Consider the following 22,775-nt stretch of genomic DNA (forward strand, 5'->3'; position numbering starts at 1 on the left):
AATATCCCAGCAGCAGGGTTGCCGGACTAGAGTTCCCTTAGGTTCGGCGAACCTCGTGCGGGCCTTAACCCCGGTTCGTTGCAGGTTCAGGCGGTCCATCGCTTCACCTCCTGTGGCTCGAAATCGTCGAGCTCCAATGCGGCCGCTCCCCGGCTCAGCGCCTCTGGGCTGAACCGGGCATAAATGTCGCGCGTGACTTTCGGGTTCGAGTGCCCGAGGTAGCTGGCGATCTCCTCCATCGGCACCCCGGCCTCAGCTTGGCGTACGGCTGCACTATGCCGGAGCATATGCGGATGGACGTGCCTTAACCCGGCGGCCTGCGCCGCGGTGGCGAGCCCCTTCTTCACTGACGTGACGCGCCGGCCGGCCCACTCAATCACGTGGTCGCTCATCGCACCCTCGCGTGCCGCCAGCATGCGCAGACGCAAGGTCTTCGTCATGGGTACGACAGCGCGGCCCTTGTGTGGGACTGTGATGTCCGGATCCTCCAACAGGATCTTGCCGCGCTCGAAGTCGCAGCGCTCCCAGGTGAGGCCGAGGATGGCGGCAGCTCGCCCGGCCGTGCCGTAAGCGAGGTGCACGAACAACGAGAGGTGTGGCGCTTTGCAGGCTTCTGCCAGCCGGGCGACCTCGTGCGCGCGAAGGTGCCGCTCTTTCGGCTTCACGGCAGCTGGACGCTCGATGTGCGGCGCCTCAGCGATGAGCTTGTGCTTCTCGGCCCAGACCAGCACCATCCGGAGCCGGCCGAGCTCGGTCACAATGGTGTTGTCCTTCCGTCCGGCTGCCCTTCGCTCGTCGGTGTGAGCTCGGCAGTCGGCGATAGTGATCGCCTCGCCACTCATCTTCCCGAACCGGGCCTCGAGAGCCTTCCACTCGTAGGGCATGATCTTCGTCACGGCCCGGCCCGCCTTGTCGATGAGGTAGGCGTCCCACAGCTCCTTTACAGTATTTCCTTTCGGGCGGGTTCGTTCGGCGTAGACCGCTGGCGCAATCCGTCGAGCCTCGCTCGCGTCAGAGGTGCCAAGGCGGTAACGTTTCCGCTTGCCCCCCTCCCACCAAGCGACGACGCACTCCCCCTTGAGGCGTCCGATCTCGTATGGCTCGTCTGACATTCCGCCTGCTCCAGAGCTTCGACCGCTGAGAGCGGGATGCGAAGCAGCTTCCCGCCGAGCCGGAAGGACGCGAGGTCGCCCCGGTTCGCCATGTTTCTAACGTGGCGCTCGCTGCACCCCCAGCGCTCCGCGACGAGGGCAGGGGTCAGAACCTTCGGGCTCATGGGCGCTCTTCCCCTCCAAACGTCCGCTCCAAAGCATCCCCCGCCGCAGCCTGAGCCGCGCGATAGGCCTCCCGCTCGGCGGCCAGCTTCTTGAATTCGCGCGATCGGCGCTGGAGGAGCCCGAGCGATCCGAGTTCGCGCTTGATCAACTCAGCCTCGAGCAGCGCCGAGCGCTCGGTGGCGGCGGCGCGACTGCCCGGCCCGTGGGAGGCCGAATATTGCGCGAGACCCGCGCGGCAGACGGCGATGCGGAAGGCGAGGTAGTCCAGCACCTCGTTGTAGGTCTGGGCGCGGATGCTGGCGGGCTTACTCGGCATCGGCCTGCCTCCGCTGATTTTCAACCTGAACTGGTCCGAGCCGTCGAGCGATGAAGTCGCGGAAGAATCCGGCGCTCTCAATCACCTGCGGATCGTGGAAAATCATCTCGTCCAGCGAGCGCAGCGCCTCCGTCAGCCGAGCGACGCCGGCCTCTGCGGTCTGGGCGCGGGCCTCGGCGTTCTCGGCACGCCGAGCATAGAAGCCGCCTGACGTGGCGCACATCTCCTGCACCTTGATCGCGGCATCGCGCTCCCGCGTCAGCTGTGCGACGGCGTCTTCTTCCACGCCAAGCTTCGTGGCCAGCCCCTGCTTCTCGGATGTGGCGTTGAACTTGGCGACCACGGCCGCGGCGAGGTCAATGCCGGCCGTCACCGCGCACAGATCGGCGCAGATCACGACATCGGCCAGTTCCTCGGCAAGGTCGCTCAGTGACGCCCGAGAGCCGCGCCAGCCCTGCCGCTCGCGCTCCAGCTTCTTGATGACGTTGCAGGCTTCTCCCGTCTCGCCGGCAAGCTCGTTGCCCCGGAAGGACAGGTCGGGGACCTGATCCGGGCACCATTCGGCCCGGCGCTCGATGTTCGCGCGATGGAGCGCGGCGAGGGTTAGCGCATTCGGCGTCTTCATCTCACTCATGCCACCCGTCCTTCTTCCTGATCTGCAGGTGTGGGCGCCGGCGGTCGGCCGAGCGCAGCCATGGTGCGGGCGCTCATGGCCAAGCCCCGATCGTGTCTGCGAGGGTGAGCCCGGCGCCGCCGAAGACCGGCGTGTCCCAGGTGATGTCCCGCCCGTGGGTGGGGTGCATCCGGTTCACCAACACGGCAGCCTGACGCACGGCTCGGGCGGGCGTGTCCGCCTCGCCGGTCAGCAGAAGGATGACGGCTTCGCCGGTCAGATCGTCGGCGCGGTGCCGCTCGTTGCGCGACACGAGGCGGCGCACGGCCGCGAGCATGTCGGCGCCTGCCTCGATCGGGCGCGGCCCGGTACGCAGGCGCGCCATGGCATTCCGATGCGCCGTCTCCCTGGCGCGCTCCGCGGCGCGGGCAGCGATCCGCTCGCGCTTCTGCTGCCTGACCTCGCCATAGCCGGGCGGTGGGGTGGTGCAGATCCCGTTCCGGTAGCGGAAGGAGCGCGCCGCCGAATAGGACTTGCCGGGGATGTGCTTGAGCGTGCCCCAGATCTTCACGAGGTCGATCTGCTCGGGCGTCCACTCCACCGCGCGTCCGCCGCCGTTGCGGCGCTTGCCGGTGCTGAGACCCAGATCCTGCGCGCGCCGGCGCAGCGCGTAGATTTTCCGGTCGGGCAGCACCTCGAGGAGCTTGCGGTAGTCGGGGTAGTGCTCTTCGACGAGCGCGCTGTCCTCCGCGCTCCAGGCGTGCTTGATCTTCGGGGCCTTGTTGCGCGCCAGGACGCTACGCAGGGTCGAAGTGGGTACGCCCGGGTAGGCGGCGCGCAGCGCCTTGCGGTCGCCCGCGAGGCTGAGGATGTGCGCTTCCTGCTCGGGGGTGAAGCGGGACTTGCCGGCCATCAGCGCTCTCCCGCCAACACGAGCGCCGCGCGAGCAATAGCCCGCACCTCGCTGAGCGACTGCGCGGTCTCGACGCGCTCCAGGGCGCGCCGCAACTCGTCAGGATCCGGCGGCGTGCGGATCGGGATCTCGCGCCGGGCCGCCTGCGAATGGCGGATGAGGTCCCGGGGCGGCTGAGCGAAGTTCGGGATGTGGTCGAAGGCGTTGCGGGTCATGCCACAGCCCTCGTCGTATCGCGGCGATGCGCAGCGCGCGTGTCGGCATCGAGGGCGTAGCCCTGGCCCCAGACCGTTTGGATGCCGACCCCGTAGGGGCGCAGCTTCTTCCGGATCTTGCAGATGAAGACATCGACGATCTTCGGCTCCGCGACCTCCTCGACCGTGGCGCGATCCGCGTAGAGGGCTGTCATGATGGCGTCCTTGGTCGCCACCTCCCGGTTCACGAGGCAGCCGAACACGCGGACTTCCTGGCCCGTCAGGCACCACTCGACCGGCGGCCGGTAGCATTCCGTGAGGATGGATTCGAGCGCAGCTACGCGCTCGCGGAGGAACAGGTTTTCCTGCTCCACGACTTCAAGCCGCCGCTCGACGTCCATGGCTTCTCACCTTCTTCGTGTTGCGGAACAGGATGACGACGAGGCCTTTCCAAGCGGGCAGGTCGTGCTCTGCGGCGAAGCGGGCGCCCTCGCGCTCGGCACGCGTGCCCATCTCTCGGATCGTTGTGGCAATGTCGGCCGCCTGGACCTGTCCGCGGTAGCTCTCGCCGAACAGCAGCTCTTCAACGGCCTTCAGGGCGGCGGCCGACACGGGCGCCATCATCCCCTCGACGCAGGTCTGCAGGACCTGTCGGCCGCCCATGGCGCCGCGCCGCGAGCACAGCGTACGGATGCATGAGACTGCCAGCGTCTCACCGACCTTGAAGCGGCCTTCGCCGGGCGGCTGCCGAAGGATGCGCGCCCCGGCGCGCCGGCAGGCTTGATCGATCGTGAGGGCGTCTTCGTCGCCGGCGGCGACGAGGGCGTGATGCAACTGCGTCGGCGTGGCCGAAATCCGGTCCCGGTTGTGCTTCACGAAGGCGGCCGCGCGATCCTCGTGCCGCTCACCCTCGACCATCATCACCGGGATCGTCGTGATACCCGGGTGCGAGGCTGCCGCGATCGCGGTGTGCTGCCCATCGACCACGTGCAGCTTGCCGTCGACATCGACGACGACAGGCGGCTTGAACGCACGCCAGTCCCAACCACCGACAATACGCCGGATCAGGCGAACGCTGCGCTCTGACAAATTGCGCTGATAGCTCTCGTCGACGAGGAGCCGGGTCGGATCGACATCGATGAAGATCGGCACGCTCATGGTGACGTCGCTTGGCGCGACGTCGGGCATGGCCAGAGCTCTGATGGGGCGCTGGCTCATACCGGCACCCCGATCGTCAGCAGGGTTGCGACGGCGCCGCCCAGAATGCCGGGCCCGCCCAGCATCAGCGCGAGCGCGGTGAGGTCCGGATCACCGGTCTCGGTGCGGGGAAGGCGCGCGAAGCGGACGACGAAGGCCCAGGAGCCGATGGTGGCGACCGCGAGCACGCCGGTGGCGATGAGGAGGGATTCCATCTCAGCGGCCCTCCGCTTTCGCGATGGCGGCACGCGCTTCGTCGGCAGTGATGTGAGAGCAGCCTTCGACCTCGGAGGCCATCGGTGCGTAACTCAGCCCGAATGGCTTCCAGTCGCCGTCACGAACCTCACGGACCTCACTGCCGAAACCGAGCTTCCTAGCCAGGATGCCGGCCGTGCCGAGTTCGCGAAGGTGCCCAACAGGGCAGCCCTTGAATCGCAGTTCGTAGAGGCCAGACCAGCGGCGGTCCGGGTGCCCTGGGGTCATTGCTGGTGTAGCCATCACGCCCTCCCAGCGCATCGGGCGTCGGCGGTCAGTGGGTAGCGCTGAGCCTGCACGCTGGCGTCGTCGAGGAGAGCGAAGTTGTCGGTGCTGTCCGGGTCGAGCAGATCACCGACGATTGCGAGGCGGGCCTGCGCGTCGGTCTCGAGGCGGTGCAGGTGGATCTCCGTGCAGCCGGCGCGCGCCAGGAGCTTCAGGACGGCCGCGTTATTCGGGCCGTCGCCGATGCAGCCGACGAACAGCCGCTCGGCCACTCCGGTCTCCGTGCGGCGCACGGCGATCATCACGGCGCCGACGAACTCGTGCGGCTGCACGGTAGCGGTGTCGAACACACCCACCGCGTAGCGGCGCCCGGAGTGTCCGCGCCAGGCGGACAGGTTCAGGCCGTTCCCGAGGCCCTGGGCGGTGCGCAGGCGCTCCTCGCGCACCGCGGGGCGATCGGCGCGGTCGTCTTTGAGGCCTTGCAGGAATTGGAAGTTGTCGAAGTGTCGGCGGCGCATCGGGCGGCTCCATCGCGGGGTGCGATGGGCAGGATCATAATGGGCAAATGCCCTATGTCAACGCCTCAATGGGCAATCGCCCTCACCTTTTGCCCATTCGTGTTATCCACCTCTGTCCACAGGTGCCTGAAAAATTGGTCTGGAACCGTTCGTTTTGTTCTTCCTTTGTTCTCAACGTGAGCGCAGCCTAAGCGTACACACCCGGACGGAGTCGGCGCATGTCGGAGGTCACGTTCTACGTTTTTCAGCCCTTCAAAAAGGCCACGAAGGGCAACCGCATCATCGCTGGCGAGGCGGTGCAAGTGCCGAACCGGCGTAGCGCAGAGCGCGCTGTCGAGGCGCTTCGGGGCGGCCTAGTCGGAGCGCTTGCGTTTTCACGAACAGGCGACCCTACCGAGGGCGAGTGGGGCGACGCTAAGCTAATCGCCCAAAACGGTTTGATCCCTGAAGAATTTCTATCAGCGAGCGTACCCTGGTGAAGCGCGAGAAGACGGCTAAAAGTAAAGATCCTCGTCTTGATGTACCCCTGACCGCTTCAGATGCAGTCCGCGTTTCATGCGACGATTGCGGCCATCTTGGCTTTCTCGATCAGGAGCGCTTGACGAGCCTCGAAAAGGCCGGCTGCCATACTTTCGGAGAACTCGGCCGCCGTCTCAAGTGTTGGGACTGTTTCGGTGCAGGAGGTCTTGGCAAAAACATCTCGCTGGAAATGATTTGCAATGACCCTAAGCGAAAAGAGATCCGACGATCACATGGATTGACTTGACAATCTTGCGGTCTATTTCGACCTCGCCCGCCGGATTGTGCTGAAATAATACAAGCATGGATCCGGAGTAGCGGACAAACTCCTTGATGTAGCCCTCGGGCGCATCGCCTTCCTGCTCGGGAAAAATCTGAACGACAACATCATCCCCTCGGCGTGCGGGCCTGTGAGGATGGACCCACACCTTCTCGCCCTCCTTAAAACGCGGCCGCATGCTGTCACCAGCGACGTAGGTGGCGTAGGCGTCTTCAACATTCTCCAGAATCGGCGGGCGCGGAATCGTCTCGATCACCTGGCCATTGTAGACGAGCTTGCCGTCATCGCCGCCTTTCACCACGCCGAGCACGTCGAGAGGTGGGCCATACTGTGGCGGTGCCTCTCGACGTATGGTCGAAGGGTCAGCAGAGAGCGGAGCTCTGCCGGTAGACTGCGCTCCGCCATCTGCCACTCCAACCAGCCAGTCGGCTGATTTGCCCAGCTCCGCAGCCACCTTGAACAGGTTCTCGAGCTTGCCTCGGCCGCGCTTCAGCGCATCACGCACGTAGGTTTCACCGAGCCCGGCCGCGATCGACAGCTCTTTCATCTCGCGCCCTTGCGCGCGCATCTCTTCTTCCAGGCGTCGGCGGACTAAGTTGTCGAGCATGGTGGGAGACTGCCCACCCTTTTGCCCATCGCCAATATGGCAGATGCCCATTGACACGATGGGCAAATGCCCTTTATCTCTCTCGTTATGAGCGAGACCAGCCAGCTTCTTCATGAGATCGAGGCCTTCATCGGCACCACCGATATGGCCGCGAGCACGTTCGGCCGTAAGGCGGTCAACGACGGCAAGCTCGTCACGAGATTGCGGGCCGGTAGCACCGTCACCCTGGAGAAGGCATCACGAATCCGGGCCTTCATTCGAACGGCGAGCGGCGCAGACGCTGATGCGCTGGAGGAGGCTAGGACGCCACCTGCGCCGCCGCCGCGCTCCCGCGCCGACGTGCCGGCTCCGATGCCGTGCCCGTTCCCTGAGGGCTTTACTGAAGGCCAATCTCGATGATGGCCTTCATCCGAGCCTTGGCCTTCTCGCGCACGACTGGTTCGTGCCCGGGCGCAACGCGGAACTCGACCTGGTCGATCGCGGCGGAGCCCATCTCTTTCCAGTGCGCGGCCGTGTCGATCGGATCGATGTCGGCTTCGCGGCAAAGCGTTGCGATCCGCCTCAGCGCCATCAGGATCACCTGCTGCTGGGCGGTCTGCTCGGCAATCATGTCGTCGAAGCTTTCGGGGCGCATGCGGCTCTCCGCTGATCGCTGGCAATCGATCAGACAACAGTATGCCTTTGCGCTTTGCGCAATACGAGACTTCACAAAGCATTCATACCACTCTGTGCGGTACCGCACGCTATGGTTATTTGTACTTGCTTCGTTCTTACTTGGTGAGGTGCCGCGTGAACAGTGAAACCCGTACCGATGCTGGGATCTGCAAGACCGACGAGGTCGGCACCGTCATCAGCTTCATCGACCGCGACGAGGGCACCCTGCTGGTCGGCGTGCAGCGTCAGTGGAACGAGCTGAACAGCACGATCCTCTCGCAGGCGATGACGCCCGAGGAGGCTCGGCACTTCGCTGCTCGCCTCGTCGAGGAAGCGTCCCTCGCCGAAGCCGATGCCGCACCGCGCGTGCCGCGGCTGGTGAGCTCTGCCCCCGCGACCGTCTCGCCCTGGGGCTGATCGATGCGCGGGATCATCATCGGCATGCCGATCGCTCTCGGTCTCTGGGCGCTCAGCTTCTGGGCAATCACGTCCAGCAGAATCGAGAGCCGGGTTGCGCCGACCGCTCACGTTGCGGTGCTGCGATGAGCGCGCCGGCTCATCTCACGCATCAGATGCTGGATGATCTCGCGCACGCCGAGCGGTTTTTCTTGTGCGGGTATGGTCTTCGCTCGCCTCATCTTTCGAGCGTGGGCGGCGGCAGCGCGCGGAAAGCGCGTCTGCCATCCCAACGTCTTCTCTCTCTTCGTCCTCGTCCGCCGGCGGCCCTGCCAGGGGCTTTCGGCATCGCGTCCCGCGATCTGGGCTGCCAGGCCGTCGATCGCTTCGTTCTGCAGGGAGGTCGCTAGGATGTCTGCTACCTCCTTCATGTCCGGATCCCTTTCCTCATCCACCTCGATGCTCACAGCATCGGGGAGCACGATGAGAAAGACTGGACAGGCGCATCGAAAGATCACTCAGGTCGATGGCCGAACATTAGCGGAACGTGTCGCGGGGTTCCTGCGCGAGCAGCATCCGCTCAAGACCGCCCAGTGCGTCGAGGCGGAGACCGGCGTCTCTGCGCACACGGTCCGGAAGTGGCTGGAGCAGGGCAACGCGCCGAGCGGGCCAGCCTACGACGCCCTCGTGAACCGCTACGGCGCGCCGTTCCTCTGCCGCGTGCATCCCGATCGCTCGGATGCGTGGTTCGTAGACGTTGCTCGCCAGCAGGAGCAGCAGCGCCTCGAGCGCGCCGCCGCCACGATCCGTCAGCAGCTCGCCGCCGTGATGGGAGGCCGCTGATGCTGCGCTGGCACCTTCTGCGCGCGGCTGCCGTAGCGCTGCGCTTTCTCTCCACGCCCTTCCTGCTCGTCGGCTGGTTCGCCACCCCGATCCTGCAGGCCTCCGCTTGGTGCGAGGACCGCGCCCGCGAGTGGGATCCGCGCCTCTGGGCGCGCGGCGGCGATCGTCGGCCTGAAACCCCTGAGGATGATCGATGACCGAGACCTGCATTCTGGCCATCGACCCGGGCCTCACCGGCGCTATCGCCTTCTACTTCCCGTCCGAGCCCGGTCGCGTCGTGGTCGAGGACATGCCGGTCGTTGACGGTGAGGTGGAGCCGGCCTCCCTGGTGCGCCGCATTCGCCAGATGGCGCCGACCGTCGCCATCGTGGAGCGCGTCGGACCGATGCCCCGCGACGGGGCCGTGCAGGCCTTCCGCTTCGGCTCAGCCTATGCGGCGGCCAAGGTGGCCGTCGCTCTCTGCGAGATCCCCTATCACCTCGTCACGCCGGCTTCCTGGAAGAAGCACTTCCGCCTCGCCGGCGGGCCCGAGGGCAAGGAGCAGTCGCGGGCGCTCGCCCTGCAGACGTTCCCGCGCAGCTCGGAACTCTTCGCCCGCAAGAAAGATCACGGACGCGCGGAAGCCGCGCTTCTGGCCCGCTACGCGGCCGAGAAGCTGATCCAGCCACAGCAGGTGGCGGCATGAGCGCGTCGAAGGGCTCCCGCAAACGCTACACGCTCCGCCTTCCGCGCAGCCTGCACATGCGCCTTGGCGCCGCCGCTGAAGTGGCTGGCTTGCCTCTCAACGATTTCATCGTGCGCCGCCTCGGCGAGTGCGCGGATTCTTCCACGGCCGCGGCGCGGTCGGGATGCGCCGGGAATGGGGAGGGCGCCGAGCCGTCCTCCCCTGACCTGGCCGCTTAGCGAATACCGAGGGGCACCCGGAGCACCGCCGACGGGCGGTCAGGTCGCCATCCCTGTCTTGTTCCGGGTGCCCCCGGGCCTTCCCAAGACATGGCGACCGCACAGGAGAGAAGTGATGGCAGTATCCTGGGACTCGCTAACACAAAAGAAGAGGCCCCGACCTCCGGTCATTTTGGAGTACGGGCCGGAGAAGGCTGGCAAGACGACCCTGGCCTCAGAATTCCCGAGCCCGGTATTCCTCCAGACCGAGGAGGGCGACGGCGTTCTCGACATCGCAAGCATGGGCAAGGTCGAGACGTTCGAGGACCTCATGTCGGCGATTGGCATGCTCTACGAGCGTGAGCACGCCTTCCAGACCGTAGTGGTCGACAGCGTCACCGCCCTGCAGCCCATCATCTGGGCCGAGACCGGCGAGCGCGGCGACGACAAGGGCAACAAGAAGAAGCGCATCGAGGACTTCGGCTACGGCAAGGGCTACGTCTACGCCCTCGCGGTCTGGCAGGAAGTGCTCGACGGGCTCAACGCCCTGCGGCGCGATCGCGGCATGACGATCATCCTGATTGCGCATTCCAAGATCGAGCGCTTCGACGATCCGGAGACGGTAGGCTACTCGCGCTACGAGATCGACCTGCACAACAACGCTCGCGACTTCCTGAAGCGCGAGGCCGACGTCGTGCTGCTGGTGAAGCCGGACGTCACCGTGAAGTCCGAGGATTCCGGGTTCAACAAGCAGCGCGCCATCGGCCAGGGCGGGCGCTCCGTGTGGATGCACGCCACCTCGCGCCCGGCCTACGCGGCCGGCAACCGGTACGGCCTGCCCGAGAAGACGCTCTACGAGCCCGGCAAGGGCTTCGACGCCCTCGCCCCCTTCTTCCCCCATCTCGCGACGGCCGAGGCCGCTCGCATCGCAGCGGAGTGATCGATCATGGCCTATCTCGGCAACACCTTCGACCCGAATGAAGTCCCCGAGGACGAGCGCTCGTTCGAGCCCATGCCCGAGGGCGACTACAACGTGCAGATCGTCGAGAGCGAGATCGCGCCGACGAAGTCCGGCGGCGACATGCTGAAGCTCACCCTTGAGGTGATCGACGGCCAGTTCGCCAACCGCAAGGTCTGGGACAACCTCAACATCCGCAACTCGAACGCGGTGGCGCAGGGCATCGCCCAGCGCGCCCTTGCCGACATCTGCGCGGCGACGAACACCGGGCCGATCACGGACAGCGAGGAGCTGCACTTCAAACCGTTCGTCGCCACCCTCAAGATCGAGCCGTCCCGAACGGTGGGTGACCGGACCTACGATGCCCGCAACGGGGTGAAGCGCTACAAGGCTCGCGGCGGCCAGCCGCCGGCCGGTAAGTCTGCGCCGGCCCAGCGCACTGCGGCGGCCTCTCTGCCGCCCGCGCAGCGCTCCGCGCGGCCCTGGGGCAACGGCGCCGCGGGCGCGGCGCGCCCCGCGGCTGGCGAGCCTCCGTTCTAGCGTAGCCGGGCGGCCGGAACAGGCGTCCATTCCGAGCGCCGGCCGCCCTTCCACCCCATTCGATTTTGCATCGCGCGGAGCCCGTGGACGATGAACGTCACCCCTTTGCCTGACAAGGGAGCCGCCTGACATGGCCGCGCTCCCGCCCCCTCAATCCCACACGGTGCTCGCGATCGACGCCGCCTATGTGGAGGCCGCGCGCACCGGAGACAGCGCCGGCGTGCCGATGTCCGGCGTCGCCAACCCCTGCGATCGCGCGCTCTGGTACCAGTTCCGCTGGGCCGCCCCCGGCGAAGGGCCGGAGGGCGCGCGGCAGCGCCGGTTCGAGAGCGGCGAGATCTACGAGCACCGGCTGCTCGACATGCTCCGCATGATCGGCTGCCAGGTCTGGGAGATCGACGAGACCACCGGCAAGCAGATCCGGGTGGATCTAGCCGGCGGCCACCTTCGCGGCAAGCTCGACGCCGTCGCGCGGGGCCTGCCCGAGGCACCCGCCACGCCCCACGCAATCGAGTGTAAGTCGAGCAACGATAAGTCGTTCAAGGCCATCGTGAAGGGCCCGATCCGGGAGACCAAGCCGGAGCACTTCGCCCAGATCCAACTCTACCTCCACGCCTTGGACCTGCGCCGCGGCCTCTACATGCTGGCCAACAAGAACGACGACGCGGTGCACTGCGAGCGGGTCGAGTACGATCCGGTGTTCTGTCTAGCGCTCGTCGCGCGCATTGAGCGCGTCGTGGCCGCTCCGCGGCCTCCCGCCCGGCTGCACGACGATCCGACGAGCAAGGCGGCATTCGCTTGCCAGTGGTGCCCGGCGCGCGCGATCTGCCACGAGGCCGCGTTCCCGCGGCAGAACTGCCGGACATGCATGGCCTCGACGCCGAGCGATGGACCGCGCTGGGACTGCGAGCGCCACAAGGGCCGGCTTTCCTATGACGGGATGCAGGCCGGCTGCCCGGACCATCTCTTCATCCCCGAACTCGTCCCTGGATCACAGGAAGACGCCGATCCGGAGCGGGGCACCGTGACCTACCGCATGGCCGATGGGTCCGTGTGGGTCGATGGCGCAGGGCGCGAGAGGGCGGCATGAGCCAGAACCTCTCCCACGCGGTCATGGCTCAGCGGCACGAGGCCGCCGATTCCTTCGACCTGTTCCCCACGCCGCCCTGGGCGACGCGTGCGCTCTGCGAGTTCATCAGCACCAGCCGCGACCTGAAGCGCCGCCGCGCCTGGGAGCCGGCCTGCGGACTCGGGCACATGGTGCGCCCGCTCTCCGAGTATTTCGAGCTCGTTTACGCCTCCGATGCCGTGCGATACGGCCATGGAGCGGTCCGCGACTTCCTCTTCCCCGGCGACGAGCCGGCCTTCGACTGGATCATCACGAACCCGCCCTTCCGGCTCGCCGAGGAGTTCGCGCACACCATGATCGACCGGGCTCGCGAGGGCGCCGCGATCCTCGTGCGTACCGCTTTCCTGGAGAGCGTCGGCCGGTACGAGTCGCTGTTCTCCAGGCGCAAGCCGAGCGCGATCCTGCAGTTCTCCGAGCGCGTGCCGATGCACAAGGGCCGGCTGGAGCCGAACGGCTCCACGGCCACCGCCTACTGCTGGATCGTCTGGGAAACGCGGCCGCATGCGCCTCACAGCCGCGGCGTGCCTGCCTTCGTCTGGATCCCGCCCTGCCGGCGCAAGCTGGAAAAGCCGGCCGACTACGAGGTGGCGGTATGACTCGCGCTCAGGCCGACCTCTTCGCCGCCGGCGCCCAGCGCCTCGTCTACGACGACGCCGTCGAGATGACGCTGATGTCGCTCGCCGAGTACGGGCCGCAGCACGACCACTGGGGCATCGCCTGGTCGGGCGGCAAGGACAGCACCGCGACGTTGACCTTGATCCTGCACCTGATCGAGGTCGGCCGGCTTGCGCCGCCGAAGTCGCTGACGGTCTACTATGCGGACACGCGCCAGGAGTTGACGCCGCTCGCGCTTGCCGCGGCCGAGATCATGGCGCAGCTCGCCCGCTTCCCGTGGGTGCGCCTGCGGGTTGTGACGGCGCCGCTCGACAAGCGGTTTCTCGTCTACATCCTTGGGCGAGGGGTGCCGCCGCCGAACAACAATACGCTCCGCTGGTGCACGCGGCAGATCAAGGTCGACCCGATGGCGGCCGCTATCGAGCAGGACCTCGCCGGCCTGCCCGAGACCGACACCGTGTTGATGATCACCGGCGTGCGCCAGGGCGAGAGCGCGGTCCGCGACCGCCGCATCGAGATGTCGTGCTCGAAGGACGGGGCCGAGTGCGGGCAGGGCTGGTATCAGCAGGTCCTGCCGAATGCGCGGGGCGTGCGCGGCAGGATCGCGACCCTCGCGCCGATCCTGCACTGGCGCGTCTGCAACGTCTGGGACTGGCTGAAGACGTTGGCGCCGATGAAGCGCTACGGCGCCTGGGCGACCATGCTGCTGGCCGATGCTTACGGCGGCGAGCTCGCCGAGGAGAAAGCGGCCCGCACCGGCTGCATCGGTTGCCCGCTCGCAAGCAAGGATCTCGCCCTCGACGGCATCCTGGCGATGCCGGCCTGGGCCTACCTCGCACCGCTGAAGCGCCTAAAGCCGATCTACCGAGACCTGCGCCTCCCGAAAAACCGCCTGCGCAAGGCCGGGGCCGAGATCCTGAAGGACGGCTCGCTCGCCAAGAACCCGCAGAGGATGGGCCCACTCACGTTTGAGGCCCGGCTTTGGGCGCTCGGTGAGATCCTGGCCATCCAGGACGAGGTCAATGCTTCGGCGGACGCGCTCGGCCGGCCGCGCCTGGACCTGCTGAACGCCGAGGAAGAGGCGCGCATCCGCGAGCTGATTGCGCTTGGCACATGGCCGGATGGCTGGGACGGCGACGAGCCGACCGCCGACACCCCGCTCGATGCCGTCTATCCGGACGGAACGGTGCAGCCCCTTCTGATCGGAGCGCTGTCATGACCCGCCCCGCCGACCCTACCCTGCTGGCGCTTTACGAGAACGCCCTGCGCGACATCGCCGAGATCCTGGCCGACGCGACCACCGGGGAGGCGCTGGCCGCCCTGGAGATCGCGGCGGACGCGCTCACGCATGCCCTTGATGAGATGGAGGCTGGCAATGCCTAAGCGCTTCAATTTGATCGGTCAGACTTTCGGCCGGCTGACCGTGGCCGCAAAGGGCCAGATCATCGGCTCTGTTCAAACTTGGGTCTGTGATTGCGTATGCGGCGGCAGCAAGATCGTCAGCACCTCCGAAATCAGGCGAGGCAATGTCGCGTCTTGCGGATGCTTGCGCGTCGGCAACCCGACGCATGGGCACGCTGGGCGCAGCGCCTCGCCGACTTACCGCAGCTGGCGCGCGATGCTTAATCGGTGCGGCAACCCGAACTCCGTCGATTACCCGCGCTACGGCGGAGCCGGCATCGCTGTATGCGAGCGATGGTCTTCGTTCGAGAGTTTCCTTGCGGACATGGGGGATCGACCCGAAGGCAAGACGCTTGATCGGCACCCCGACAAGAACGGGAACTACGAACCCGGCAACTGCCGATGGGCAACGCCCTACGAGCAGGTCCACAATCGCAACAAGTACCAGCGGCGTTGGTGGAAGAAACCAGCGGAAATTGATGCCTCGCATGTGGAGGCTCAGTCATGACGCAGCTTCGCTCCTACCAGCGCGCCGGTGTGGATGCTGTTTTCGACTTTTGGGCCGGCGGCGGCGAGAACCCGCTCGTCGAGGCCGCCACAGGCACGGGCAAGTCCGTCATGGTGTCGACGCTCACCCGAGAGGTGATGGAGCGCTGGCCGGACATGCGCGTGCTCATGCTGGTGCACGTCAAGGAGCTCGTCCAGCAAAACGCGCAGGCGCTCCTGCGGAGTTGGCCCGGCGCGCCGGTCGGTATCAACTCAGCCGGCCTGGGCCGACGCGATCTGCGCAGCCCAATCCTCTTTGCCTCGATCCAGTCCGTATACCGGCAGGGGCGCAACCTCGGGCCGCGCGACCTCATCCTGATCGACGAGGCGCACCTCGTCCCGAAAGCCGGCGACGGCATGTACCGACGGCTTCTCGACGATCTCCAGCAAACGGTGCCAGACCTGCGCGTGGCCGGCTTCACAGCTACGCCGTACCGTCTGGACTCGGGTCGGCTTGACGAGGGCGATGACCGGCTCTTTTCGGAAATCGTGTTCTCGTACGGCATCGGCCAAGGCATCGCCGACGGCTACCTCTCATCCCTCGTGTCGAAGGCGACCGACACCACGCTCGACGTGTCCGGCGTGGCCCGGCGCGGTGGCGAGTTTGTGGCCGGCGCGCTGGAGGCGGCCTGCGATCAGGACGCCATCACGCAGGCCGCGGTCGACGAACTCGCGCATCTCGGCCGAGATCGGCGCTCCTGGCTCCTGTTCGCGGCCGGCGTTAAGCACGCTGCCAACCTGCGCGACGCGGTACGAGCCCGAGGCATCGCCTGCGAGATGGTGTCCGGCGAGACGCCGCAGGGCGAGCGCGATCGAATCGTGCGGGACTTCCGCGAGGGCCGGTTGCGCTGCCTCACGAACTGCAGCGTGCTCACTACGGGCTTCGACGCGCCGGCCGTCGATCTCGTCGCCATGCTGCGGCCCACCCTCTCGGTCGGTCTGTATGTGCAGATCGTCGGACGAGGCACGCGACTCGCGTCCGGAAAAGAGAACTGCCTCATCCTCGACTATGCCGGCAACGTGCGCCGGCACGGCCCGGTCGACGCGATCGAGGTGCGCGGCAAGAAGGACGGCAGCAAGCCGGCAGCCGCCGAGGTTACGGAAGTGCGGGCCAAGGAATGCCCGTCCTGCTCGTCGCTCGTCGCCCTCAACACCCGGGTCTGTACCACCTGCGGCCACGAGTGGACGCGCGAGGACGCGCCCAAGCACGACGCCGTGGCAGACGCCGAGCGCGCCATCCTTTCGCTCGCCGCGCCGCCCTGGCTGGAGGTGAGCGGTCTGTCCTTCGCCCGGCACACCAAGCCCGGCTCGCCCGATTCCCTCCGGGCCGAGTTCCACTGCGGGATCCTCACGCACCGCGTCTGGGTCTGCCTGGAGCACGGCGGGCGCGCCGCCGAGAAGGCGGCCCAGTGGTGGCGCCGGATGGGCGGGGCCGAGCCGGTGCCGGCCACCGTCGAGGAGGGGTTGGAGCGGGCCGAGGCCGAGCTTGTCTGGCCCCACGCCATCCAGGCCCGGCAGGCCGGCAAGTTCTGGGAGATCGTCGGCTACCGCTTCGCCGCCGGCGAGGGCTGGTCGACGCGCGCCGTGCTCAACGTGGAGGAGGCGGCGTGATCTGCCCGAAATGCTCCGGCGACACGCGCGTCGTCGACAGCCGGCCGGCCGAGGACGGCACCGTCATCGCGCGCCGCCGGGCGTGCACGGCCTGCGGCCATCGCTTTGGAACGCAGGAGAGCACGTTCGACGTGGTGGCGCACAGGGCGCGCGGCCGCCGGACCAAAGCCGCTTGGCTTCAACGCACCCCGCGTGAGACACGGCTCGCCACGCAGCGCGGCTACGACGCGACCTACAAGGTGCGGTCCGCCGCGCGCGAGGAGGCAGCCGCCACCGGTCGGCCGCTCGGCGACGTCCTCCGGCAGTGGGGCGCGGGCCCGCCGCCATGACCAAGCACCTCGACAATGCCGAGAGCTGTTTCGTCTGCCGCCGGCGTGCGGACGGCCTCGGGGTCAACCAGGGAAACCGCATCGGGTGGCTGTGCCAGCAGTGCGCCGACGGCGGCTATGGAATGAAGGCGATCAGGATGAGTGCCAGGTCATTCGACGAGTACGAGGCCCGGGCCGTCATGGCAGCCGGCGAGCGGGCAGGGGCCTATCTCGACGACATCGGCCAGACCGACCTCGCGAAGCTCGACCCGGCGAACTGGGCGGAGTTCTGCAAGATCCTGATCGAGGGCTTCGGCGACGCCATCCGGCGCGAGGTTGGAAAGGGCGTGGTGCGGGACGGATTCGGCGAGGTCATCCACGCGCACAAGACCGACGATGAGATCGAGGCCGAGATGTCCGGGCAGGAGGCCGCGTGATGGTCATGCCGAACCGCATCGCTGCGAAGCCGACGCTCTACAACGGCACCCGATTTCGCTCGCGCCTTGAGGCGCGCTGGGCCGCCTTCTTCGACCTCGCCGGCTGGCGCTGGGAGTACGAACCGGTCGACCTCGACGGCTGGCAGCCGGATTTCTTGCTGCTGACCACGGGCAAGCCGATTCCAGTCGAGGTGAAGCCAATCCAGTGGCCGGGCACCCGCACGTCCGATGCGCTGGAGGCCATCGTTCTCGGCCGCGCAGACCTGCAGAAGGTGCGTGACGTCGTCGGTGTCGAAATCCTGATCCTTGGCTCGTACCTGCCGACTTTCACGGGTGTGTATTCACAAAGTCCTCTTGGAGCGACGATTGAGGCAAGCCGAATGCAGGACGGCTCCTTGAATCACTTCGTTGATATTGCCGTCCTCTTTGATGGCCTTGATCGTCCCCTCGACTGGTCGGTTGAGTATGGCTCGTGGCACTATCGAATCGGGCCGTATGCCGGGAAGTCAGACCTCCACGAGATTGATGACGATCGCGTTGAGCGCATCTGGCGCGAGGCGGGAAATCTCACTCAATGGCGCGGGCGCTGAGCCATGGCGAACCTTGGCTTTCTGTTCGACGCCGCTGCCCATCAGGCCCTGTCTAATCTGGCCGTGGCCCTCGACCTGGCGCGCGCCGGCATCGCTGTATTTCCCTGTCAACCGGATGGCGCAGAGGCCAAGCGGCCCTATCCAGGGGTGTTCTGGCGCAACCAGAGCACGACGAACGAGCAGCGCATCGAGCAATGGTGGGAGCGCTGGCCTGACGCCGTTCCCGGCATTGATCTTGCCAAAACCGACTTCATTGTCATCGACCTCGACGGGGAGGGCGGGCAAGCCGACTGGCGCAGCATCACTGCCGATCGGTCCGTCTCGGCTCCGCGCGTGGAGACGCCGTCCGGAGGATCGCATCTCTGGTTTCGGCGCAATGGCCGGAACCACGGCAACGGGCGCGGCGCCCTCCCGCCGAAGCGCGATCACCAAGGCATCGATGTTCGCGGTTCTGGCGGCTACGTCATCGCTCCGGGCGCTACCATGCTGGACGGCCGGCGCTACGAGGCGGACGGCCACGACTTCCTATCGGCGCAGTCGGCCCCCGATTGGCTCTGGGCCATTCTCGACGGCCCGACCGACAAGGGCCAGGACGCAGCGCACGCATCAGCACCGACACCGGAGCCACCCCGGCACCCCACCGACGATCGTCGCCGCGCATACGGAGATGCTGCGCTGGCGGCTGAGCGGGAGCGCGTCGCGACCTGCGGCAAGGGCGGCCGCAACGAAGCGCTGAACAAGGCGGCTTTCGCACTCGGCACCCTTGTCGGCAGCGGATGCTTAGGCGAGGCGCAGGTCCGTGCTGCACTCACCGACGCGGCCCAGGCTTGCGGCCTCCTAAAGGATGATGGTCCCCGGGCCTGTCAGGCCACGCTCACGTCTGGCCTACGCGCGGGGATTCTGCGGCCTCGCGACGTGCCAGAGAGCGGCGATTACGTGATTGATGTTGGCATCGGCGCTGAGGTGGCCGAGGCGCTGCTGGCCCGACAGGTCGTTGAGGCGCCCAACGGCGAGCTCGTGGACGCAGAGACCGGCGAGTTCGTCACGCCTGCGCCGATCCACATCGATGCGGCCCAGGACTATCCGGACGAGGCGCTGCGCGTCGGCGGGCTGGTCGGCGAGATGGCGGACTGGATCATGTCCACCGCCATGTACCCGTGCCGCCTGTTCGCCGTATCCGCGGCGCTGGCCGCCATTGGCACGGTGGTCGGGAGACAGGTCTACACGGGCGTGCCGCGGGCCGGCACCTCGCTGTACTGGCTCACCATTGCGCCGACCGCGGGCGGCAAGGACCGTCCGCAGGAGGCGATCAAGCAGATGTTCGCGGCCGCGGACCTATCGCACCTCATCAAGGCGTCGGTGTCGTCGTCGGCGAAGCTCGGCATGTCGCTCGCCGAGGCGCCGGCCCAGTGCCAGGTCATCGACGAGGTCGGAAAGGTGCTGCGGAAGTTCGTGTCTCGCAATGCCTCCAGCCAAGAACTGAGCCTGCTCGACGACTACTGCTCGGTCTGGGGCAAGAACCTCGGCTCGTTCGAGCCAGAGGGCGTCACCACGCGCGGCGACGCCTCCATCCGCCAGCCCAGCCTCACCTTCTTCGGGGCGACGACGCCCACCGCCTTCTACGCGCAGCTCCGCTCGGCGCAGGTCGCCGGCGGCTTCCTCAACCGTTTCCTCGTGATGCAGCGGCACCAGCGCGTGCCCGAGAACCCGGACGTGCAGCCCGAGGACATCGTGCCGCCCGTGTTCGTCGAGGCGCTGCGGACGCTCCACACGTGGCAGGACGGTCGGATCATGCCGGCGCCAAGCGAGATGGCACGCGATCCCTTGCGGCCGCCCACGCCGTTCGTGGTGCCAGTGGCGCCCGACGCCGAGCCGATGCTGGTGGAGGCAAGGGCGCGGGCTCGGGCCATGATCGTGCGCTCGGACGACGACCCCATCCTCGAGGTCTACGCGCGCTCGGCCGAGATGGTGAAGCGTATGGCCCTGGTGCTCGCCTGCGGGCGGCACTGGCGGGACATGAGCGCGTGCCGGATCGAGGCGAGCGACGTCGCCTTCGCGTCGAACCTCGTCGACTGGTGCATGGGCTCGTTCGTCGAGGGCCTGCGCAACCACATGGCCGAGAACGAGCACCAGGCAAATGCCAAAATGGTCCTGGCGCTCATCCGCACCGCCAAGGGGCACAAGCTCACGCGGTCGGAGCTCTACCGGAAGGTCGACGATCGGCTGCAGGCACGTGAACTGACGGGAATCTTGGTGAACCTGTGCGAGGCCGGCAAGATCGAGGTCCTGGAGGAGAAGCCGCCGGAGGGCACCAAAGGTGGCAGGCCGAAGACGACCTACGTGCTGCGGTAGCAGGTTACTCGGTGGTAGCTGAATGCCGCTGATACAGAAACGCCCCCACCACCGACGAGATGGTTCCAGCACCCAAGATCCCCGCGATCCATGGATGGTCGAGCCATAGCGCGAGAGAGACGACCGAGAGCACCATCACGAGAAACATGATGGCGCCGATCTGACCGATGCGATCGCGCCAGATCGCCCCATTCAGAGCTCGCCTCTCCTGCCCGCGCCGATGCTCCGACTCAGTCTCCCACTGCCGCATGATCCGCTCTGGAGCGTCGGGTACGAGTGCCCGGAATTCCTCAAGGGATTTCGGCGACGGAAGCGGCCCCTGCCAGCCTTCCTCGGTGCGGATAATCGTGGTGGTGGTGGGTTCAGAGCGCGGCTCGTGCCGCGCCATCGGATTATTTCTCTGACGCTTCGATGCGCGCATGTTCGCGATCAATCACGCGCTGCATATCGGCACCAATCCGCACGGCATCTCCGCGAAGAGCGTCAAGATCCGTGCGGTGCGGGTGCCTGTATGCTGGCGGATGCGGAGGCCAGACGGACGCAAGCGCGCCCAGCCCGGCTAAAAAGCCGCCGAGCCGCGAGCGGTTCGGAAAGAGGCTGCGTACGAACGCTGTCATGGCCCACCTGATGACAGGATAATTGACAGGAGGTCAACTAAGTTGGGCGGCCTGCGGCTTAAGCCAAGAGGGGTAAGGGTTAGGGCTGGGTTAACGTTGGGGCACCCGGGACCGGCATTTTCCACCAAAAATCGGGGCTAGGTTTTTGCCGGGCGCGGGGTTTTTACCCTGAGCATGAACCTCGGCAGGCCGAGGTTTTTGCCGGGTTTCACCGGGGCACTGCAGGGTAAAAACCTCCGCTCTTAAGATAATGATATATATAAGAAAAAAGAATTTTTTCTATGTTATTACAGTTTTTACCGGACAGGTATGCCTCCATTTTTTTTGAGCCCATTTCTCTGCAGGTACACACTCTCAAGGGTAAAAAGGTAAAAACCTCCTCGGCGCCTGTAGGCTTGTTTCCCACTGTCCGCCCGCTACCATCATCACCGCGCATACCCGACCGTGACCGCGGCGACCCCGAGAGAGGCCGCCGTGACGAACATCGAGAACACCGCTCGCCAAGCGAAGGCACTGGCCCGCAAGAAGCGGGGCAAGGCCGCCATGCGGCGGGCCCGCAAGGCCAAGCCCTATCAGAGGGCCGCCCTGCCGACGCCTGAGCGCGTGCGCGCTCGCGCTAAGACCGAGCGCTTCGAGGTCGACGAGGCCCGCGACTGGGTCGTGGTCCGGACCGAGCAGAACCGGGCCTCACGCTGCGCCAACGCGCTTCGCGAGCGCGGCCTGCCCGTGTTCGAGGCGCGCCAGGAGGAGCGACTGGTCGCCGAGAACGGAAAGGCCCGCGTCGCCCAGGTGCCGTTGCTGCGGCGCCTGCTGTTCGTCGGGCTGTCCGCGACCGACGCGCCGGGTGATCTCGCCAGCGTCCAGTACGTCGAGAGCATGTGGGCTCGGGGAGAGGATGCCTGGATCTGGACGCCGCGCGAATGGCTGGGCAGCGCCAGGCCGATCCGGATCGGGCCGCTCGCCATGCAGAAGTTCGCCGACCACATCACCGGCCACCGTCGCAACGGCAAGCTGGTGCCGGACCTGATCAAGGCCCTGTTCACAGCCGGCGAGACCATCCGGATCACCGATGGGCCGTTCGCCACCTACGACGGCGTGATCGAGCGTATCGACGCGCCGCGCGGACGTTACACCGTGCTGGCCAGCATCTTCGGACGCGCTACACCTGTGGAGTTGAGCGAAGATCAGCTGGAAGCTGCTTGAACTTCTTCCTCGGCTGTGCATTCTTCCCGGCAGGATATCTGGGTAGCGCGCGTCCTAGACCGCCTCGACCACTGCCTCAGGCAGGTTGTGTCACCCAGACCCGGCCCACGGCATCACCGAGGCGGGAGTAGGCTTGTGCCCCGAGCGAAGATCGCCCGGGGCTTTGCTTTAGTTCTTCGGTTTTGCCGCCGCGCGATCGTAACCTTCCTTGTAGAGATTTTGCAGCGTGCTCAGGAGGCTGGGCAGATCATTGTAGGCACAATGCACGACGACCTCGTTTCCTGAGGCATCGTTCAAGGTGAACTGCACGTGGCCAGAATCATCGACAACCTTTGCGTCGTAGATCTGGTCCCACCGAATTTCGAGCTTCTCGGCCATAAGCGTTCCCTGGGTTGAGGACTCACTCTACCCCATGATCCCGCGTCTGTGTTGGACCGTCCCGATCTGGTAGTGCCGAGGGACCCACAATGACCGGCCTGACCTTCTCCGGCGATGGCCTGCTTCAGCGCTTCTCGAACCAGCTCGGTGAGCTCGGTGCCCGCGCCCCGATCGCTCTTGCACGGGCTCTGAACCACACCGGCACGAAGGCCCGCACCCAGGTCATCAGGGCGCTGACCCAACAGACCGGCCTGAAGCGGTCCGTGATCGTCCGCGCCGTGAAGGTCAACAAGGCGACCGCCGCGGCCGAGCAGTTCGGGTACGCAGGCAGCTTGACCTACACGCTGACCACGCACGGCGGCGACATCAGTCTCAAGTTCTTCAGCCCAAAGGAGACCAGG

36 protein-coding genes and 2 pseudogenes are annotated in these 22,775 nt (G+C 66.6%); 22 read left to right on the forward strand and 16 right to left on the reverse strand.

What is annotated here, in order from left to right:
- Positions 1–86 precede the first annotated feature (86 nt).
- From F6X51_RS26025 to F6X51_RS26075, 11 genes and pseudogenes are all read right to left on the reverse strand, one after another.
- Complete coding sequence (locus tag F6X51_RS26025) at positions 87–1,112, reverse strand: tyrosine-type recombinase/integrase (protein WP_150966768.1); 1,026 nt, start codon at positions 1,110–1,112, stop codon at positions 87–89.
- A 23-nt stretch (positions 1,113–1,135) separates the two neighbouring features.
- Positions 1,136–1,276 (reverse strand): annotated as a pseudogene (locus F6X51_RS29130) (helix-turn-helix domain-containing protein); the annotation flags it as partial.
- Positions 1,273–1,593 (reverse strand): hypothetical protein, encoded by a 321-nt coding sequence (locus F6X51_RS26035; protein ID WP_150966770.1) that lies wholly within the window; start codon positions 1,591–1,593, stop codon positions 1,273–1,275. The gene F6X51_RS26035 and the pseudogene F6X51_RS29130, both read right to left, overlap by 4 nt.
- A complete protein-coding gene (locus tag F6X51_RS26040; protein WP_150966771.1) occupies positions 1,583–2,227 on the reverse strand; it encodes a MazG-like family protein in 645 nt (214 codons plus the stop codon). The genes F6X51_RS26035 and F6X51_RS26040 overlap by 11 nt, the downstream gene beginning before the upstream one ends.
- Before the next feature lie 73 nt (positions 2,228–2,300).
- Positions 2,301–3,119, reverse strand: coding sequence for a hypothetical protein (locus tag F6X51_RS26045; protein WP_150966772.1), 819 nt, complete (start codon positions 3,117–3,119; stop codon positions 2,301–2,303).
- A complete protein-coding gene (locus F6X51_RS26050) occupies positions 3,119–3,334 on the reverse strand; it encodes a hypothetical protein (RefSeq protein ID WP_150966773.1) in 216 nt (71 codons plus the stop codon). Before F6X51_RS26050 ends, F6X51_RS26045 begins: the two co-directional genes overlap by 1 nt.
- Positions 3,331–3,714, reverse strand: coding sequence for a helix-turn-helix domain-containing protein (locus F6X51_RS26055; protein WP_150966774.1), 384 nt, complete (start codon positions 3,712–3,714; stop codon positions 3,331–3,333). The genes F6X51_RS26050 and F6X51_RS26055 overlap by 4 nt, the downstream gene beginning before the upstream one ends.
- A complete protein-coding gene (locus F6X51_RS26060; protein WP_150966775.1) occupies positions 3,692–4,501 on the reverse strand; it encodes a DUF6551 family protein in 810 nt (269 codons plus the stop codon). Before F6X51_RS26060 ends, F6X51_RS26055 begins: the two co-directional genes overlap by 23 nt.
- Positions 4,502–4,527: 26 nt before the next feature.
- Positions 4,528–4,725, reverse strand: a complete 198-nt coding sequence (locus tag F6X51_RS26065; RefSeq protein ID WP_150966776.1) for a hypothetical protein — start codon at positions 4,723–4,725, stop codon at positions 4,528–4,530.
- Position 4,726: 1 nt separating this feature from the next.
- Positions 4,727–5,008 (reverse strand): hypothetical protein, encoded by a 282-nt coding sequence (locus F6X51_RS26070; protein WP_150966777.1) that lies wholly within the window; start codon positions 5,006–5,008, stop codon positions 4,727–4,729.
- A complete protein-coding gene (locus F6X51_RS26075; RefSeq protein WP_191970284.1) occupies positions 5,008–5,508 on the reverse strand; it encodes a hypothetical protein in 501 nt (166 codons plus the stop codon). Before F6X51_RS26075 ends, F6X51_RS26070 begins: the two co-directional genes overlap by 1 nt.
- A gap of 218 nt (positions 5,509–5,726) precedes the next feature.
- Between F6X51_RS26075 and F6X51_RS26080 the strand changes: the two genes are divergently transcribed.
- Positions 5,727–5,987: a hypothetical protein gene (locus tag F6X51_RS26080; protein ID WP_150966778.1), complete on the forward strand. Its 261-nt coding sequence runs from the start codon at positions 5,727–5,729 to the stop codon at positions 5,985–5,987.
- A 246-nt stretch (positions 5,988–6,233) separates the two neighbouring features.
- On the opposite strand, the gene F6X51_RS26085 is transcribed toward F6X51_RS26080, so the two are convergent.
- The gene (locus F6X51_RS26085; protein WP_150966779.1) at positions 6,234–7,028 is read right to left on the reverse strand and encodes a S24 family peptidase; all 795 of its coding nucleotides are present in this window, start codon (positions 7,026–7,028) and stop codon (positions 6,234–6,236) included.
- On the opposite strand from F6X51_RS26085, the gene F6X51_RS26090 reads away from it, so the two are divergent.
- Positions 7,002–7,313 carry a hypothetical protein gene (locus tag F6X51_RS26090; RefSeq protein ID WP_150966780.1) on the forward strand — a complete coding sequence of 104 codons (312 nt, stop codon included), beginning with the start codon at positions 7,002–7,004 and terminating at the stop codon, positions 7,311–7,313. The genes F6X51_RS26085 and F6X51_RS26090 overlap by 27 nt on opposite strands.
- Here F6X51_RS26090 and F6X51_RS26095 read toward each other — a convergent pair.
- Positions 7,291–7,548 carry a hypothetical protein gene (locus tag F6X51_RS26095; protein WP_150966781.1) on the reverse strand — a complete coding sequence of 86 codons (258 nt, stop codon included), beginning with the start codon at positions 7,546–7,548 and terminating at the stop codon, positions 7,291–7,293. The genes F6X51_RS26090 and F6X51_RS26095 overlap by 23 nt on opposite strands.
- Before the next feature lie 155 nt (positions 7,549–7,703).
- On the opposite strand from F6X51_RS26095, the gene F6X51_RS26100 reads away from it, so the two are divergent.
- A complete protein-coding gene (locus F6X51_RS26100; RefSeq protein WP_150966782.1) occupies positions 7,704–7,985 on the forward strand; it encodes a hypothetical protein in 282 nt (93 codons plus the stop codon).
- Positions 7,986–8,092: 107 nt separating this feature from the next.
- Here the strand turns inward: F6X51_RS26100 and F6X51_RS26105 are convergent, their stop codons facing one another.
- Positions 8,093–8,431, reverse strand: a complete 339-nt coding sequence (locus tag F6X51_RS26105) for a hypothetical protein (protein ID WP_150966783.1) — start codon at positions 8,429–8,431, stop codon at positions 8,093–8,095.
- 16 nt (positions 8,432–8,447) lie between these two features.
- On the opposite strand from F6X51_RS26105, the gene F6X51_RS26110 reads away from it, so the two are divergent.
- The 16 genes from F6X51_RS26110 to F6X51_RS26180 all read left to right on the forward strand — a co-directional run bounded on the left by F6X51_RS26110 (position 8,448) and on the right by F6X51_RS26180 (position 20,176).
- Positions 8,448–8,807 (forward strand): hypothetical protein, encoded by a 360-nt coding sequence (locus F6X51_RS26110; protein WP_150966784.1) that lies wholly within the window; start codon positions 8,448–8,450, stop codon positions 8,805–8,807.
- Positions 8,807–9,004, forward strand: coding sequence for a hypothetical protein (locus tag F6X51_RS26115; RefSeq protein WP_150966785.1), 198 nt, complete (start codon positions 8,807–8,809; stop codon positions 9,002–9,004). The genes F6X51_RS26110 and F6X51_RS26115 overlap by 1 nt, the downstream gene beginning before the upstream one ends.
- Positions 9,001–9,492, forward strand: coding sequence for a RuvC family protein (locus F6X51_RS26120; protein WP_150966786.1), 492 nt, complete (start codon positions 9,001–9,003; stop codon positions 9,490–9,492). Before F6X51_RS26115 ends, F6X51_RS26120 begins: the two co-directional genes overlap by 4 nt.
- The gene (locus tag F6X51_RS29135) at positions 9,489–9,710 is read left to right on the forward strand and encodes a toxin-antitoxin system HicB family antitoxin (protein WP_150966787.1); all 222 of its coding nucleotides are present in this window, start codon (positions 9,489–9,491) and stop codon (positions 9,708–9,710) included. The genes F6X51_RS26120 and F6X51_RS29135 overlap by 4 nt, the downstream gene beginning before the upstream one ends.
- A gap of 172 nt (positions 9,711–9,882) precedes the next feature.
- Positions 9,883–10,629 (forward strand): ATP-binding protein, encoded by a 747-nt coding sequence (locus F6X51_RS26130; RefSeq protein WP_191970285.1) that lies wholly within the window; start codon positions 9,883–9,885, stop codon positions 10,627–10,629.
- Between the two features lie 6 nt (positions 10,630–10,635).
- Positions 10,636–11,187, forward strand: coding sequence for a DUF669 domain-containing protein (locus F6X51_RS26135; RefSeq protein ID WP_150966789.1), 552 nt, complete (start codon positions 10,636–10,638; stop codon positions 11,185–11,187).
- Positions 11,188–11,317: 130 nt separating this feature from the next.
- Positions 11,318–12,277, forward strand: a complete 960-nt coding sequence (locus F6X51_RS26140) for a PD-(D/E)XK nuclease family protein (protein ID WP_150966790.1) — start codon at positions 11,318–11,320, stop codon at positions 12,275–12,277.
- Entirely contained in the window at positions 12,274–12,912 is a 639-nt protein-coding gene (locus tag F6X51_RS26145) for a class I SAM-dependent methyltransferase (RefSeq protein ID WP_150966791.1), read from the forward strand. The genes F6X51_RS26140 and F6X51_RS26145 overlap by 4 nt, the downstream gene beginning before the upstream one ends.
- Positions 12,913–12,977: 65 nt before the next feature.
- Entirely contained in the window at positions 12,978–14,150 is a 1,173-nt protein-coding gene (locus F6X51_RS26150) for a phosphoadenosine phosphosulfate reductase domain-containing protein (protein WP_246697012.1), read from the forward strand.
- A complete protein-coding gene (locus F6X51_RS28250; RefSeq protein WP_191970286.1) occupies positions 14,147–14,314 on the forward strand; it encodes a hypothetical protein in 168 nt (55 codons plus the stop codon). Before F6X51_RS26150 ends, F6X51_RS28250 begins: the two co-directional genes overlap by 4 nt.
- Positions 14,307–14,840 (forward strand): hypothetical protein, encoded by a 534-nt coding sequence (locus tag F6X51_RS26155; RefSeq protein WP_150966793.1) that lies wholly within the window; start codon positions 14,307–14,309, stop codon positions 14,838–14,840. The genes F6X51_RS28250 and F6X51_RS26155 overlap by 8 nt, the downstream gene beginning before the upstream one ends.
- Complete coding sequence (locus tag F6X51_RS26160) at positions 14,837–16,489, forward strand: DEAD/DEAH box helicase (protein ID WP_150966794.1); 1,653 nt, start codon at positions 14,837–14,839, stop codon at positions 16,487–16,489. The genes F6X51_RS26155 and F6X51_RS26160 overlap by 4 nt, the downstream gene beginning before the upstream one ends.
- Entirely contained in the window at positions 16,486–16,818 is a 333-nt protein-coding gene (locus F6X51_RS29140; protein WP_150966795.1) for an NrdR family transcriptional regulator, read from the forward strand. Before F6X51_RS26160 ends, F6X51_RS29140 begins: the two co-directional genes overlap by 4 nt.
- On the forward strand, positions 16,815–17,234 hold the full coding sequence (locus F6X51_RS26170) for a DUF6511 domain-containing protein (RefSeq protein WP_191970287.1): 420 nt from the start codon (positions 16,815–16,817) through the stop codon (positions 17,232–17,234). The genes F6X51_RS29140 and F6X51_RS26170 overlap by 4 nt, the downstream gene beginning before the upstream one ends.
- The gene (locus tag F6X51_RS26175) at positions 17,234–17,824 is read left to right on the forward strand and encodes a PDDEXK family nuclease (protein WP_150966797.1); all 591 of its coding nucleotides are present in this window, start codon (positions 17,234–17,236) and stop codon (positions 17,822–17,824) included. Before F6X51_RS26170 ends, F6X51_RS26175 begins: the two co-directional genes overlap by 1 nt.
- Before the next feature lie 3 nt (positions 17,825–17,827).
- On the forward strand, positions 17,828–20,176 hold the full coding sequence (locus F6X51_RS26180) for a bifunctional DNA primase/polymerase (RefSeq protein ID WP_150966798.1): 2,349 nt from the start codon (positions 17,828–17,830) through the stop codon (positions 20,174–20,176).
- Between the two features lie 4 nt (positions 20,177–20,180).
- Here F6X51_RS26180 and F6X51_RS26185 read toward each other — a convergent pair whose 3' ends face one another.
- A complete protein-coding gene (locus F6X51_RS26185; RefSeq protein ID WP_150966799.1) occupies positions 20,181–20,597 on the reverse strand; it encodes a DUF2335 domain-containing protein in 417 nt (138 codons plus the stop codon).
- Between F6X51_RS26185 and F6X51_RS28255 the strand changes: the two genes are divergently transcribed.
- Together F6X51_RS28255 and nusG are read left to right on the forward strand one after the other, a co-directional pair.
- The gene (locus F6X51_RS28255) at positions 20,596–20,739 is read left to right on the forward strand and encodes a hypothetical protein (protein WP_191970288.1); all 144 of its coding nucleotides are present in this window, start codon (positions 20,596–20,598) and stop codon (positions 20,737–20,739) included. The two genes, F6X51_RS26185 and F6X51_RS28255, sit on opposite strands and share 2 nt — an antisense overlap.
- Before the next feature lie 528 nt (positions 20,740–21,267).
- Positions 21,268–21,996: a transcription termination/antitermination protein NusG gene (gene nusG / locus F6X51_RS26190; protein ID WP_150966800.1), complete on the forward strand. Its 729-nt coding sequence runs from the start codon at positions 21,268–21,270 to the stop codon at positions 21,994–21,996.
- 168 nt (positions 21,997–22,164) lie between these two features.
- On the opposite strand, the gene F6X51_RS26195 is transcribed toward nusG, so the two are convergent.
- The gene (locus F6X51_RS26195) at positions 22,165–22,374 is read right to left on the reverse strand and encodes a hypothetical protein (protein WP_150966801.1); all 210 of its coding nucleotides are present in this window, start codon (positions 22,372–22,374) and stop codon (positions 22,165–22,167) included.
- Between the two features lie 89 nt (positions 22,375–22,463).
- Here F6X51_RS26195 and F6X51_RS26200 point away from each other — a divergent pair.
- Positions 22,464–22,775, forward strand: a pseudogene (locus F6X51_RS26200) (hypothetical protein); the annotation flags it as partial.

It is taken from the genome of Methylobacterium planeticum (genome assembly GCF_008806345.1).
In the GTDB taxonomy this organism is placed as follows: Bacteria; Pseudomonadota; Alphaproteobacteria; order Rhizobiales; family Beijerinckiaceae; genus Methylobacterium; species Methylobacterium planeticum.